This window comes from Nostoc sp., assembly GCF_036919555.1.
In the GTDB taxonomy this organism is placed as follows: Bacteria; Cyanobacteriota; Cyanobacteriia; order Cyanobacteriales; family Nostocaceae; genus Nostoc.
On the sequence record NZ_JBALCS010000012.1, the window covers coordinates 180,900 to 194,261 of the forward strand.

Below are 13,362 nucleotides of genomic sequence, written 5' to 3' on the forward strand. Positions count from 1 at the left end.
CAGACGATTTTTATCGGAGTAGTTTGATCATACTACTCATACTTAGGTATTTTAGCAGCCACAACATCACCAGTGTCTGCGGTAATATCTGCGAATATCGCCTTTTGGATTTGCTGCTGAACCTTATCTTACCTCTAGTAACCGAATTTACAATGACTTTGGGAACAGTAACGATATAGCGTGACATCATAGTTTTTCAGAAAAACTGACGTTGCTATAGACTTCCTGAAGGAAATATTATATAGGACTCCTACTTGATTTTTGAACAAAATTAGGTATTGTAGGGTGTGTTAGAACGAAGTTCGTAACGCACCATTATCAAGGGTTTGGTGCGTTACGCTGTCGCTAACACACCCTATATATCTTTTCATAAATCAAACCGGATTCCTATATGTATTTGAAGTGCTGAATATGCGATCGCACTCAAAAGTTAATCTTTCTGGGAGCCAATATCGTTATTAAATAACTGCTTCGGCATCGGCTATCAAAGTTTTCAGTACAGGTGATTCCTCAAAAGCAGAAAATTATGCTGCGTATAAGACAAAAATTTCTCAAGCTACAATAATTCATCTAGTTCATCAGGATTCACGCCTAACTGGCGCAAACGTTCTGCTAATTGTTCTGTTTTTCGTTTAGCTTGAGCAGCTTCTTGTTTAGCTTCCGTAGCTTCTTGTTCAGCAATCATAGCTCGTTCAGTTGCAGCAGCAACTTCTTCTGTGGGTGCAGGAATTAATTCTCCCGTCAAAGTGAACCACCTTAACCACAACCTTTCAATATCTCGAAATGAACCCTGCCATAAGCCTAAACTTAAATTTATTTCTGGCATTAGTAGACATCCATCAGTTAAATTCATCGGTTCATAATGACCGCCTACTAACTGAAAAGCCCGGAGTTCATTAGTGTAGCGACTAAAAACAACATAGTAGGGAATCCGCAAAATTCGTTCATAAACTTCCCATTTGCTAGGAGGTTTATCTGCTGCACTTTCTCTTCTTGTGCCTAAATCTTCGTCTTCTGTACCTGGAGATAATAACTCAACAACCACAAAGGGATTTGCTGGTTCTTGCCAAGTTACATAACTTAACCGTAAATCCTGCCCTTTGTATAATTTTCCTACCCCTACTACACCAAACCAATCTGGGCGTTTATACCACAAAGGATGCTCTAAATCATAGTAGAGATTAAGGTCAGCAGCACTGTAAACTAGTTCTGGATTCCAGTTAATGGGCTGAAAAGTTAAGTATAAAAGTAAAGGCTGTAAAAAATGAAAATCGTCTGGCAAACCTGGTTCCTCTGGGTTGTCACTTGGTAAATCATACATCGTTGGTAGGGTTTCCCAAGGAGGAAGCGGCGGATCAGATTGAGGGATATAGTGGGAAGAAGAAGTCATAGTAAAAATTGGGTTTGATTCTTTTTACTCCAAACTTAAATTTATTTTTATTGATTACTTTCTCAGGGATCTTCATTAGGAGGATGTAAGCCAGCTTGAACCCAAAAACCCCGCGCACTCCGAATGGAGTCATCTTCTGGATAGCGTTCATCGTTAATATCAAGTCGCTTGTAGGTTGCTCTACCAGTGGGAGTAACTCCGATAATTGTTCTACCATTTGCTGACCAAAGAAAATGCTCTGACCAAATTTGTTTGCAAGGATTAAATAGGGGTACTATTGCTTTAGTTTCTGAGTCATATCCAGCGACAAAGTTGTAGCGACGTTCATTACAACGACGACAAGCCAAAGCTAAATTATTAAGTTCATCAGAACCATCAATAGACTTTGGTATCAAATGGTCTACTGTAAATCTTGTTATGGAAATGCGTTCTGGAGAATGGCAATACTCGCACAGATAATTTGCTCGTCTTCGCACAATTTCTTTAGTAGCATCATCAATCATCATTTTTGAGCTACTATAGGAATCCGATTTGATTTCTAAAAACATACTGAGACTGAAAATCCCGTTTGATCAGGGTTTTATCCGAAATCTTGTTCAAAAATCAGATATGAGTCCTATAGCATCGCATTGATATGAGTGAAAATCCTATCTAGTTCTCCAATTTCTTCAAGTTCGATAACTTCTTCTGAAGTTAGTAAATCAGCCTTTTTGCGTTCTAAAAGTTCTTCCATCCGTGCTTGCAGTTCATCATTAAATTTGAACACATGAAACTTATCTAGCTTTTCTATTTTGATACTGCCAATAAAGGATGAAGGTCTAGCAATTACAGTTGTCATACTCAGAGCGATACAATTTATCGATATGTGTTTCTATAAAGATATTGTATCAAGGAAAAGTTCTATAAATATCTTTACGATGTGCGACTCTTTGACAAATTAATGTTTGCATATATTTGTCAATACTAATACCTATTCTGTAATCACCTACGCGAATTTTATATTTATCATCATAGCCTTTCATTTTTTGCAAATAGCCTAAATCAAAGGGGTTTTCTGATTCTAGTTCTTGAAAGACGATTGGTTCAATCCGAGCTTGCATATCTTGTGGTAAATCTGCTAATTCTTTTAAGAACTTTTTAGTATATTCAACTTTCCACATTCTTTTGCTTTAAGGATTGATAATATTTCTGTGCTTCATCTTTAACGAGACGTTCATCCTCTTCTGACTCAGCCATGAGCTTGATTAAGCCGTAATTTTCTAAGATTTCTTCAATTTTCTCAAAGTCAGCTATAGGAATTTGTACAGCAATAGGTTGCTGATTTTCATCCATAACGTAATTTTTGGTTATTTCTAGCATTTTTCTGACATCAGATTGATTGTTTGCAAGTTCTACTTACTATTTTGACGCTGTTGTTGCCAGACTAGCTGTGTCGCCAAATTTTGATATTTCCGCTATTATCTCCCGCAGCCAGCCAATCTCCATCGGGGCTAAAGGCGACGGATTTAACTGAGTCAAAATGACTGAGGGTGCAAATTTCTTTGCCTGTTGCGATTTCCCACAGTTTGATAGTGTTGTCCTCACTACCACTAGCCAGGATTTGCCCATCACTACTGATGGCTACGGAATTAACCTTTTCAGAATGACCACTCAGTGTGCGAATTTCGCTTCCTGTTGCGATTTCCCACAGTTTGATAGTGTTGTCATAACTACCACTAGCCAGGATTTGCCCATCGCTACTGATGGCGACGGAAGTAACCCAGCCGGAATGACCAGTGAGAGTGTGAATTTCTTTTCCTGTTGCCACTGACCACAGTTGAATAATGTTTTTTTTAAAATAACCATCAGCACTAGCCAGAATTTGCCCATCGCTACTGATGGCAACAGAATTAACCCAGCCGAAATGACAAGTCAAAGTGCGAATTTCTGTACCTGTTGCTACTGACCACAGTGCGATTTTGTGCCAACTAGCACTAGCCAGGATTTGCCCATCACTACTGATGACGACGGAATTAACCCTGTCGGAATGACCACTCAGGGTGCGGATAAGCTGACCTGTAGTTGATGAAAACAAGTGAATAACTGAACCTGTCACACTTGCTAAAATATCTTCCTTGGGGCTAAGGGCTACTATTCCAGAAATCCTCGGAATATTATGGACGCATTCCCAAGATGGGGGTGTGTAAGATGAAGATGCTACTGGTTGTGTTGGTGCTACTATTGCCACATCCAACAAATGTAACCACTCCTGCACTGACTGGGGACACAACTTGTAATCTAGCTCCATCCCCTTCATAATCGCCTCATTCACGCGATCGCTAATAGTAGGATTTAAATATTGGGGTTGTTTCAGGTTATAGTTGTACTTTCTTTCAAATGCTAACCTAGCTGCTTGTCCAGTCACCAAAGCATACAGCGTGGCTGCTAAGGCATAAACATCAATATATTCTCCGCGTTCTGCATTAGATAAAGACTGCTCTGGTGGCGCATAACCAGGAGTCTGACTCTCTGTATGGCGTTGAACTGTACCAGGAATAAATTGTCTAGCAATGCCAAAGTCAATAAGTACGGCTTCTTGCCTACTTGCACGGATCATAATATTGTCTGGCTTGATATCTTGATGCAGCAAACCTTTAGAGTGAACTAGTATCAAAGCCTCGCCAATTTGTTGAATATATTGCAGTGCTTCTGCTTCTGGTAATGCTCCTTTCTTGTCTATTCGCTGAGCTAAATTTTCACCCTCAATGTATTCCATCACCATACAGGGTAAGTCACCCTCATCAAAGATATTTTCTATTTCTACAATGTGAGGATGGCGACATAACGCCAGGAGCGATGCTTCTTGCTTGAAGTCTTGCTTGAGTTTAGCTTGTTGCTTTTTCCAATTAAAATACTTTTTCCAATTCAGATACTTTTCTATGGTAGGAAAATTTCGTATTTCTTGGCGCAAGGTTTTAATTACCCGAAGTTCACCCCGTTCATTTTTAGCGAGATAGGTAATCCCAATTCCACCTTCACCCAATTTTCTCTCGATTATGTAGCGATCGCCAAATAACTGCTGCCCTGGATTCCACGCCATTGGTAAAGACCGTAGTTTTACTGATATTTATTTTGGCACACCATACATATCCGTTTTTAACAAGATTGATGTGTAAGCTTTTTATACAATGTTTCTACATTAAGTTTTTTACTTAACTTTGCTCATAGGCTGTTAAGAATTCATCCCGCTAGATACTTACTTGAGTACAAATTGATCTTAATGTCCCTGATTTAATTTGAGATTGGTTAGGCATGACTAATGGTGTCTGCGATCCATCTTCATTTTCTCGCACCATGACAATATGTTCGCGTTCCCGAACAATGCAAAAACCCAGCAACTCAAATGCTTTTATAACTCTCTTCTTCGGAGCATCGACAGGAAACTTCGGCATCAAATAGCCACCTCTGCCTCTGTCAGAAAAGCTTCGATTACTGGTGATTCATCTTCGAGTATTTCTTTGCCAAATATCTCAATGTAGCAGCGAATAGCTGACTTGACATCGGCTAAGGCTTCTTCATAAGTGTCACCTTGACCAACTATAGCCCCTTTAATACCAAGAGGATAGGCAACATAACCGTCAGAATGTTTTTCGACAATAATTTTGATTTGTTTCATCGCTAGCGCGTTTGGCAACGGAGATTTTAGGCGATTCTGATGGAGCCTACAATAAACAGTATATTCAATCGTAATCAACCTATGGCGTAGGCGTAGCCCGTCGTAGATAGACATCGCAGTTGTCAAACTCTCATCTTGTCTAACAACTGGTATTCAGCCCTACTTAATCATTTGTGATAAACAAGATCCCCGATTTCTCAAAGAAGTCGGGGATCTGTGGGTTTCAATTTTTCCTAAAATTAAGTCATCACATCTCTGGTTCAATCCCCGCCGCCCGCAATTGTGCTGCTAGTCGTTCAGCACGTTGGCGTTCTTGTTCGGTGCGTTGGCGTTCTTGTGCGGCTAATTCTGTTCCCCAAGGTAGAAGGTTTCCTTGTTCATCCCACCACCGTAACCACTTTCCTGTGCGGTTTTCACGAGTACCTGGCGACACTCCAAGGTAAAGATTTATTTCCGGTATCCAGTAGCGTTGATTTTCATCAGGCTCTTGCAAAATGTACTGTTCTGTGTTTTCTAAGCGATACATCTCGAAACTACCGCTGTCTGGCTCAAAGATAATATAGTTTGGTACTTTTAAGATGCGCTCGTAGAAAAACCATTTTCCTGGGGGATATGTCGCTTTGATAGAATATTCTGTCTCCTGTGTATCGGAAATAAATTCCATCACAATTACGGGAATGTCACCCTGTAGTTGAGGGGTGTAACTGCGTGTTACTTCTTCCCTATTAACGTTAATTTTGGGAATAAAAACCCAATCAGGGGCTTTAATGACCATTTTGTTGTTTAGAGTGGCACAAATGCCGTAATTGCTTGTTGTCAGGGCGTTAGCTGAAATTTTTCCGGCTAATTGTAGTCTTTCTGTTAGTGCAGCCGCTAAGGCTGGTTGGTTGATGTTGTCCACTGGATCATTTGGGAGTTTGTAATCATCGGGTAATTTTTCCCAAGTGATTTGCTAGTCTTGAATGAGGGCTGTCATGGTGGGTTGTCCTTTGGGGTGCTGTAAAGTCTCAGATTTGACCTTGGTGTTTGACTGTTTTAGATCCCCCCAACTGCCTTAAAAAAGGGGGCTATTGCTTACTCATCTTCATCGGGTTCTAAATCGTCGGTTGTCAATTCCTGATGCGGGATGGCAGCGATAATCGCATCTATTACTTTGGATACTTGTAATATCTCAATATTCAAGTCGGGAAATTTTGTCCCTTTTGGCACGATCGCTCTTTTAAATCCCAACTTAGCTGCTTCTTTCAATCGCAGTTCCATTTGGGAAACCGATCGCACTTGTCCGCCTAACCCAACTTCACCGATTAATACTGTACCGGGATCAACTATGCGATCGCGGAAACTGGCAACGATCGCGACCGCAATTCCTAAATCTACTGCTGGTTCTTCCACATTCAACCCACCCGCAGAAGCAACGTAGGAATCCAATTTTGACATGGGAATTCCCACCCGTTTTTCTAAGACGGCGAGAATTTGCACCAAGCGGTTGTAGTCTACGCCAGTTCCAGCACGCCGAGGGGAGGGATAGCTGGTGGGACTCACCAAAGCTTGCAATTCTACAACTATCGGGCGAGTGCCTTCGCAAGCAACCACAATGGCAGTACCAGGAGCGGGATCGTCACGGTTGCCTAAAAATAGCTCTGAAGGGTTAGAGACTTCCCTTAGTCCCTCCGCTACCATTTCAAAGATGCCGATTTCGTGAGTTGCGCCGAAGCGGTTTTTGACTGTCCGTAATAACCGATGGGAGGCAAAGCGATCGCCTTCAAAATACAACACCGTATCTACTAAATGTTCTAAAACTTTTGGCCCAGCGATCGCTCCTTCTTTGGTGACGTGTCCCACAATCAGCATGGTGACATCTTCATGCTTCGCCACCTTCATCAATGCTGCTGTACATTCCCGTACCTGAGCTACTGAACCTGGTGCAGAAGTCAACGCCGGGAAAAATACCGTTTGGATACTATCAATCACCGCCACATTTGGCTTTAGAGAGTCTATTTCCCGTAAAATTTCTTCTAAATCTGTTTCTGGCAGTACATATAAATCAGCACCTATACTGTCAGGATCTATGGGAAGTGTAGTCTCTACTACTACTGTTACATTCTCCTCATTCACCACACTTAGGGGTTTTGATACTCCCAAACGAGAAGCTCGTAATTTTACCTGCTGTCCCGATTCTTCACCAGTTACGTAAAGGATGCGGTATTTCTGCGCTAATTGATTTGATACTTGCAATAATAGAGTAGATTTACCGATACCAGGATCGCCACCAATCAGCACCATAGAGCCGGGGACAATCCCACCTCCAAGCACCCGATCCAATTCTTCATAACCAGACTCCCATCGGGCAATTTGGCGATCGGTAATTTGATCAAACGTTAAAGAGGCTCGCGCTTTAGCTGGTTTCGCGTGAGATTTGCCATTGCTTTGAGTTGATTGCCAACTACTCACTCCCCCTCGACTGGGTACATCTACTGAGGATTGAATAGAAATTTGTTCTTCCAAAGAGTTGTAAGTACCGCAAGCTGGACACTTACCAAACCACTGGGGCGATTCTGCTCCACATTCGTTACAAGTGAAAAAGGTTTTTGCCTTTGCCATTCTTAAATCTTATTAAATAATCTTAATATTTACTTAATTCTTGGGAAAAACTAAAAACCAATCATAGTAGTATTTAGAGCTTTTTCCAAATCAATTCATGGAATGATATCTTAATATTATGGTATTAAAAATTAATCATGTAAATTTTTAGTGAAGGAGCCTTGAGAAACTTGGAAAGCCATAAAGAAAAAATCTTGGTGGTAGACGACGAAGCCAGCATTCGCCGGATTTTGGAAACGCGCCTTTCCATGATTGGCTACGATGTAGTGACGGCTGGCGACGGGGAAGAGGCTTTGGAAACTTTTCGCAAAACTGATCCTGACCTGGTAGTTTTGGATGTGATGATGCCAAAACTAGACGGCTATGGTGTATGTCAAGAATTACGAAAAGAATCAGATGTCCCCATTATTATGCTAACAGCCTTGGGTGATGTAGCCGATCGCATCACTGGGCTAGAATTGGGTGCAGATGACTACGTAGTTAAACCATTTTCCCCCAAGGAGCTAGAAGCTAGAATTCGCTCGGTGCTAAGGCGGGTAGACAAAACCAGTGGTTCTGGCATTCCTAGTTCTGGAGTGATCCATGTCGCTAATATTAAAATTGATACGAATAAGCGACAAGTCTACAAAGGCGATGAGCGAATTCGATTGACGGGTATGGAGTTCAGCTTATTAGAGTTGGTAGTCAGTCGCTCTGGAGAAGCTTTTTCTCGTTCGGAAATTTTGCAGGAAGTTTGGGGTTACACACCAGAACGTCATGTTGATACCCGTGTAGTGGATGTGCATATCTCCCGTTTGCGGGCAAAGTTAGAAGATGATCCCAGCAACCCAGAATTGATTCTCACAGCGCGGGGTACTGGTTATCTTTTCCAACGGATTATTGAAGCAGGGGAGGAGTGAGGAGATGAGGGAGCAGGGGGAGATGAGGAGCAGGGGGAGCAGGGGAAGCAGAGGAGAAGAACTATTGATTATTGCCCAATGCTCAATGACTAATGATTAAACCTGATCCTAATCGAGTTTTGCGGCGTCTACCCATTGTCGTCGGTGGGCTAGGCGCTGTGCTTTTGTTGATTAATCGTTTATTGACACCGGAATTAACCCAGTCTCAATCGCGTGGTGATGTCGTAGGCGTGATTTTGAGTGCGGTGTTAATTTTGACGGGTTTAATTTGGCAGCAAGTTCAGCCGCGATCGCCTGATACTGTAGAACTAATTGGAGAAGAAGGTTTTGTACTAGCAGCAGATTTACCTGAAGTTGTGAAAACAGAGCTAGCTTGGGCATCTCATTTATTGTTGACTAATACAGTAACGCGATCGCTTGTGGTTTTTTATCAAGGTAAAGTTTTGTTGCGTCGTGGGATTCTGGGTACTAAATCTGAGGTTGTACCAGGAGTAATCTTAAAACAGGTACTCGAAAAACAAAAGCCGATTTATCTAGTTGCACTAAAAGTATATCCAGGTAGGGTTGAATTTGATTATTTACCAGAAAATACTCAAGGTGTAATTTGTCAACCGATTAGTAACCAAGGTGCGCTAATTTTGGCAGCGAATACTCCTCGCAGTTACACCAAACAAGATGAAAACTGGATTGCGGGAATTGCTGATAAACTTGCTGTGACTCTTAATAGTTAGGTTATTCGCTACTTTAGAAGTCAGACAATTTTAGATTTTGGGATATTTACCTGTGATTCCACTTAAAAATCTCAAACAAATACACCCATTAAGCCTGAGCGCACAGAAGCAGGTTGGATCTAAAATTGAACTACGTGTGTCGATTGGAGATGAGAAAAAACCGGGAGCGGGTTTACCCGCTTGTTTACCCAGAGAATGGCCGCAACTTGATTTTTCAGCAATGACTTAGTCGGGATGAAGCTGTCCACTACCAATAATATAGAGTTACAAACACAACTCGCAATTGTGAACAAAAATTGGATTTCGTCAGATATTTTTTACCCTAAATATAATGTTTACGCATTTCAATGCTAACTTCACGCGCATAGATGAGATAGTTCCTAATATATATAAGCTTTCTATCTCAAATAATAAAAAGTTTGTTTTCAGTCAATTCCTTATCCTTGATGAGCGCCCGATGCTTATTCATACGGGTCGCTCAAATTGGTTCGAGCAAACTTATCAGCTTGTTTCGTCTGTCTGTGACCCTTCAAAACTTCATTACATTGCCTTTTGTCACCTTGAGGCTGATGAGTGCGGAGCGCTTAATCAGTGGCTTGAAGCAGCTCCAGAAGCCAAAACAATTGTGAGTCCTCTAAATCAATCGAACATGGATGACTTTGCACTGCGACCAACAACGGTTCTTAAGAATAACAAAGCTCTTTCCTTGGGTAAAAGAGATATCATACTTATTGAAACTCCTCATTTTCCTCATGGATGGGAGGGTTGTGTATTCTATCAGCCGCAAGAGAAGATGCTTTTTTGTTCCGATCTTGCCGCTCATCCTGGTCAGTTCGAGGAACCTGTTACCGAGAAGGATCTTACAGAATCTATCATTAAGTTTCAGCAAGAAGTCGGGTTTATGTCTGAAGGCAAAAGCTTTACTCGAGGGATTGAAGCAATAGAGAAGCTACCCATTAAGTACCTTGCAACAATGCATGGTTCTATTATCCACGGTGAGTCCATCTCGAAGCTTCTTTCAAAAATGAAACAAACTTTTGGTTCTTAAATTGATTGTAGCCGTGAAGATCAGTTAGGCTAATGCTGCTACCAAGGTTACTTCGTTCCCATGTTCCGTTTTACGTTAGAGGACTTCCAAAAAATAAATTACTCAATTTCTCTATCCAGGACATTATCGTATTCTTCTTGCCCTGCCTCCCCTGCTTTCCCACCTCACTGTTAGAGCATTCCTACCAATTTTTGGTCGCACCTTTGGTACGCTGGAAGTGCAACTTGGATTTCAGATGACTCTATGCTCAATGAAAGGATTTTGAATTGCTGATAGCACAGTAATTAGCAATTCATTGAGCGTCACAAACGTATTTTGAATTGAAAAATTTAATTTAAAATCGGTAATTTAAAATCTAAAATTTAATCACCAAGAAGTCAAAAAATTCCACCCCTCCTTTTCTTCCGGTGTCTTTCCTTCTTTTTCTTCCGGTTCTTCTGGTGTCTTTAAATTTTTCTGTTGAATTACATTCTCATATTCTCCTGAATCAACCCATTTTAATAACTCACCAGCCCGCATAACTACCCAGGAAAGCCCGGGTTCTGTATAGCTTAATATTTTGGTGACCTTATCAACAGTATCAAAGCTATTGGATGCAAACTCACGGGCTTGGACGAGGAAATCTTCGATTACAGCAGTAGTTAAGTACTCATCTGGCAAACCCGCGAGTTTCATCAGTGTAGTAGTTGCTACATCAATATCCTGACAAGCCAGCAAACCAGCCCGATCAGCAGTGAACCTAGCCATCATTCGCCAATTATATAAACCCAGTTCCATTCCACCAGCTAGCAAGCCACCAACCCCCATTGTGGTACTGCTCAACAAATTTTTCAAAGTTGGCATCACAATTGCCATTTGGTGATAAACCATGTGCTGACTCTTGATGCGAGCAACTTCGTGTCCGAAAACGTAAAGCAACTCATCTGCATCAAGCCACTCCATCGCATCTAGATTGATACCAACAAGGGGTTTTTCCACTCCAACAATGTAGGTTTTAATGTGACCTGTACCTTGAAACAGATACAGTTCAGGAAGTGGAGTAACATCAAGAATTTGGCAGGTTTCTACAAATGTCTGATGTAATTGGGGAAAATTACGGGGCGAAATTCTAATTTCACTACCAAGGCTTTGTAGCCTGAGTAGGCGGTCGATGCCGTATTCATTAACTTTTTTGAGTAGCAGGGAGACACCGGGCATATTTTGCAAAGAAGCCAAGGCTTTGCGATCGAAGGGGTGTTCGTAGGCTTGGGAACTCAGTCCGGTTAATAGTTTTCTCGTCATTAGTTTTGAGTTTTTAAATAGCAGTTTAGAAGCATTAGGCGACACGGCGTAAATTCAGCTACCATCTCAACTCAGACAAGGGGCAAAATCCCCTTGTTAAAGTTAGGCAAATTTCCGCCATAGTGTACTAGTACACCAATTCAGTAATCCTGGAAGAACCTCTCCCCGAAACGGAGAGGGCAGGGTGGTTTCATACGAAGAAAGAAAAATACATAAGTCTTGATTCTCGTTTTGTAACATGGCTTTTTACCCCGCTTCCATTCCTCTCCCCGAAGCGGAGAGAGGCTTTGAAACTCAGTTTTATTTTTTCTCTGCTTGTATGAAACCACCCTGCTCTCCGAAACGGAGAGGGTAGTTTGACTCCCCCTTACCTTATAGGGAAGCAGGGTGGTTAGGTTTTTGATTATTGAACCGATGCTCTAGGCATTTGTCACCATCTTACCCAGATAGAATATACAGTAGGGGCGCAGAGCCTTGGCGAATGGAATTGGTGGCTACACAAACTCTCGTCCGCCTCCGCGAATTAAGAGAAAATTAAGGTTTTTAACCCAGTTCGGTGGGTAAAATCTCGTGTAGACGCTGTTTATAACCGCCCTTTTAACGTTAAGTTAACACTAATGACATCTGTGCTACCCTACTTGGAAAATTTAGAAATTTACAATTTTATCTATGCAAATTATTTATTGGCTATTACTTGCCGTAATGGTTGTGGGTGTTATCGGTGCCGTAGTTCCAGCCATTCCTGGTAGCAGCTTAATTTTAATTGCAATTATCGCCTGGGGAATCGTTAGTAGTTCTTTTGCAGCTATCAAGATTCCCCTAATTGTGACAATTATAGTTTTAATGCTCAGTGTCGGAGTCGATTTTTTAGCTAGCTATGTGGGAGCAAGACAAGCTGGAGCTAGCAAGTGGGGGCAAATTGGCGCAATTGTCGGTTTAGTAGTGGGATTTTTGGGATTATTGCCAACGTTACCTTTTGGGGGTCCACTGTTAGGAATTTTACTAGGGCCGCTTTTGGGAGCAATTATTGGCGAGTATATTTACCGACGTGAATTCGGGTTGGCGGTTAAGGCGGGTATAGGAATTGTAGTCGGATCTTTGGTTGGAAATTTGATTCAAGGCTTGTTAGCGATCGCCGCAGTTGTAGTTTTTATTGTTACAACTTGGCCACAGGTATTTGCCTCTTAACATTTGAAAAATCTCACAGATTTGAGAACAGAGGTAATAGCTAGCAGTTAGCTATTTATTACAAACATTTAAGTAAACAAACGTAAGTCTCCAAGGGAGGCGCACCTGCGGGAAGGGCGAAAGAAACAAAGTGAAGCCAAAGATGTTTTGTTTCTTAGGAGTTCGATGAACCTCTCCCTGTCTTGAACTAAAGTTCAAGTCTGTCCCTCTCGCCCGTCGGAGAGGGACGGTTTTGCGTAGTAAAACCAGAGGTCTTTTTATTCAGTTAATGAGGTGGACAACATGAGCCGTCCTCCATTTCTTCTACGAGAGGAACCTTTTCACTAAATATTAGTAACTGAAGAAATTATAGATACACTGCCCACTCCATTTATCTAAAATATGATTGAGCAACTTTAAGTATTAAAAATTACTTTTATACTGATTATACGGAAGTGGCCTTTCTTAAAAGTCAGAGCTATTGCTAACAATTTAAACCCTATGAAATGAAAGATATACAAAGCGCAGATATATAAGGAATTAAAATTTCATGAAGGATAGTAATGCATTAAAAATGTGATAAAGACCAC

15 protein-coding genes are annotated in these 13,362 nt (G+C 41.3%); 4 read left to right on the forward strand and 11 right to left on the reverse strand.

The features are described 5' to 3' along the window. Positions 1 to 556: 556 nt before the first annotated feature. From V7K36_RS05230 to radA, 10 genes are all read right to left on the reverse strand, one after another. The gene (locus V7K36_RS05230; protein ID WP_335113758.1) at positions 557 to 1,390 is read right to left on the reverse strand and encodes a Uma2 family endonuclease; all 834 of its coding nucleotides are present in this window, start codon (positions 1,388 to 1,390) and stop codon (positions 557 to 559) included. 62 nt (positions 1,391 to 1,452) lie between these two features. Beyond that, positions 1,453 to 1,896 (reverse strand): HNH endonuclease, encoded by a 444-nt coding sequence (locus V7K36_RS05235; protein WP_335113760.1) that lies wholly within the window; start codon positions 1,894 to 1,896, stop codon positions 1,453 to 1,455. A gap of 110 nt (positions 1,897 to 2,006) precedes the next feature. Continuing rightward, the gene (locus tag V7K36_RS05240) at positions 2,007 to 2,228 is read right to left on the reverse strand and encodes a hypothetical protein (protein ID WP_335113761.1); all 222 of its coding nucleotides are present in this window, start codon (positions 2,226 to 2,228) and stop codon (positions 2,007 to 2,009) included. 49 nt (positions 2,229 to 2,277) lie between these two features. Next, a complete protein-coding gene (locus V7K36_RS05245; RefSeq protein WP_335113763.1) occupies positions 2,278 to 2,550 on the reverse strand; it encodes a type II toxin-antitoxin system RelE family toxin in 273 nt (90 codons plus the stop codon). Then, complete coding sequence (locus V7K36_RS05250) at positions 2,537 to 2,749, reverse strand: hypothetical protein (protein ID WP_335113765.1); 213 nt, start codon at positions 2,747 to 2,749, stop codon at positions 2,537 to 2,539. The genes V7K36_RS05245 and V7K36_RS05250 overlap by 14 nt, the downstream gene beginning before the upstream one ends. Before the next feature lie 64 nt (positions 2,750 to 2,813). Then, positions 2,814 to 4,469 carry a serine/threonine-protein kinase gene (locus tag V7K36_RS05255; protein WP_335113767.1) on the reverse strand — a complete coding sequence of 552 codons (1,656 nt, stop codon included), beginning with the start codon at positions 4,467 to 4,469 and terminating at the stop codon, positions 2,814 to 2,816. 148 nt (positions 4,470 to 4,617) lie between these two features. Then, entirely contained in the window at positions 4,618 to 4,821 is a 204-nt protein-coding gene (locus tag V7K36_RS05260; RefSeq protein ID WP_335113769.1) for a type II toxin-antitoxin system HicA family toxin, read from the reverse strand. Continuing rightward, positions 4,821 to 5,045 (reverse strand): type II toxin-antitoxin system HicB family antitoxin, encoded by a 225-nt coding sequence (locus V7K36_RS05265; protein ID WP_265274917.1) that lies wholly within the window; start codon positions 5,043 to 5,045, stop codon positions 4,821 to 4,823. The genes V7K36_RS05260 and V7K36_RS05265 overlap by 1 nt, the downstream gene beginning before the upstream one ends. 247 nt (positions 5,046 to 5,292) lie before the next feature. Further along, positions 5,293 to 5,994 (reverse strand): Uma2 family endonuclease, encoded by a 702-nt coding sequence (locus V7K36_RS05270; RefSeq protein ID WP_335113814.1) that lies wholly within the window; start codon positions 5,992 to 5,994, stop codon positions 5,293 to 5,295. 125 nt (positions 5,995 to 6,119) lie between these two features. Beyond that, positions 6,120 to 7,646, reverse strand: a complete 1,527-nt coding sequence (gene radA / locus V7K36_RS05275; RefSeq protein ID WP_335113771.1) for a DNA repair protein RadA — start codon at positions 7,644 to 7,646, stop codon at positions 6,120 to 6,122. A gap of 170 nt (positions 7,647 to 7,816) precedes the next feature. Between radA and rpaB the strand changes: the two genes are divergently transcribed. The 3 genes from rpaB (at position 7,817) to V7K36_RS05290 (ending at position 10,324) form a co-directional block, all read left to right on the forward strand. Further along, complete coding sequence (rpaB, locus tag V7K36_RS05280; protein WP_334831911.1) at positions 7,817 to 8,545, forward strand: response regulator transcription factor RpaB; 729 nt, start codon at positions 7,817 to 7,819, stop codon at positions 8,543 to 8,545. A 92-nt stretch (positions 8,546 to 8,637) separates the two neighbouring features. After that, complete coding sequence (locus tag V7K36_RS05285; protein WP_335113773.1) at positions 8,638 to 9,276, forward strand: cofactor assembly of complex C subunit B; 639 nt, start codon at positions 8,638 to 8,640, stop codon at positions 9,274 to 9,276. Between the two features lie 331 nt (positions 9,277 to 9,607). Continuing rightward, the gene (locus V7K36_RS05290) at positions 9,608 to 10,324 is read left to right on the forward strand and encodes a hypothetical protein (RefSeq protein WP_335113775.1); all 717 of its coding nucleotides are present in this window, start codon (positions 9,608 to 9,610) and stop codon (positions 10,322 to 10,324) included. A 366-nt stretch (positions 10,325 to 10,690) separates the two neighbouring features. Here V7K36_RS05290 and V7K36_RS05295 read toward each other — a convergent pair whose 3' ends face one another. Further along, complete coding sequence (locus tag V7K36_RS05295) at positions 10,691 to 11,605, reverse strand: M48 family metallopeptidase (RefSeq protein ID WP_335113777.1); 915 nt, start codon at positions 11,603 to 11,605, stop codon at positions 10,691 to 10,693. A 669-nt stretch (positions 11,606 to 12,274) separates the two neighbouring features. On the opposite strand from V7K36_RS05295, the gene V7K36_RS05300 reads away from it, so the two are divergent. Continuing rightward, the gene (locus tag V7K36_RS05300; protein WP_335113779.1) at positions 12,275 to 12,793 is read left to right on the forward strand and encodes a DUF456 domain-containing protein; all 519 of its coding nucleotides are present in this window, start codon (positions 12,275 to 12,277) and stop codon (positions 12,791 to 12,793) included. The last annotated feature ends 569 nt before the right edge of the window (positions 12,794 to 13,362 follow it).

Excerpts from the sequence above, each read along its gene's own strand:
- V7K36_RS05230 (WP_335113758.1), bottom strand. The coding sequence starts at position 1,390 with ATGACTTCTTCTTCCCACTATATCCCTCAATCTGATCCGCCGCTTCCT.
- V7K36_RS05235 (WP_335113760.1), bottom strand. The coding sequence starts at position 1,896 with ATGATGATTGATGATGCTACTAAAGAAATTGTGCGAAGACGAGCAAAT.
- V7K36_RS05240 (WP_335113761.1), bottom strand. The coding sequence starts at position 2,228 with ATGACAACTGTAATTGCTAGACCTTCATCCTTTATTGGCAGTATCAAA.
- V7K36_RS05245 (WP_335113763.1), bottom strand. The coding sequence starts at position 2,550 with ATGTGGAAAGTTGAATATACTAAAAAGTTCTTAAAAGAATTAGCAGAT.
- V7K36_RS05250 (WP_335113765.1), bottom strand. The coding sequence starts at position 2,749 with ATGCTAGAAATAACCAAAAATTACGTTATGGATGAAAATCAGCAACCT.
- V7K36_RS05255 (WP_335113767.1), bottom strand. The coding sequence starts at position 4,469 with ATGGCGTGGAATCCAGGGCAGCAGTTATTTGGCGATCGCTACATAATC.
- V7K36_RS05260 (WP_335113769.1), bottom strand. The coding sequence starts at position 4,821 with ATGCCGAAGTTTCCTGTCGATGCTCCGAAGAAGAGAGTTATAAAAGCA.
- V7K36_RS05265 (WP_265274917.1), bottom strand. The coding sequence starts at position 5,045 with ATGAAACAAATCAAAATTATTGTCGAAAAACATTCTGACGGTTATGTT.
- radA (WP_335113771.1), bottom strand. The coding sequence starts at position 7,646 with ATGGCAAAGGCAAAAACCTTTTTCACTTGTAACGAATGTGGAGCAGAA.
- V7K36_RS05285 (WP_335113773.1), top strand. The coding sequence starts at position 8,638 with ATGATTAAACCTGATCCTAATCGAGTTTTGCGGCGTCTACCCATTGTC.
- V7K36_RS05290 (WP_335113775.1), top strand. The coding sequence starts at position 9,608 with ATGTTTACGCATTTCAATGCTAACTTCACGCGCATAGATGAGATAGTT.
- V7K36_RS05295 (WP_335113777.1), bottom strand. The coding sequence starts at position 11,605 with ATGACGAGAAAACTATTAACCGGACTGAGTTCCCAAGCCTACGAACAC.
- V7K36_RS05300 (WP_335113779.1), top strand. The coding sequence starts at position 12,275 with ATGCAAATTATTTATTGGCTATTACTTGCCGTAATGGTTGTGGGTGTT.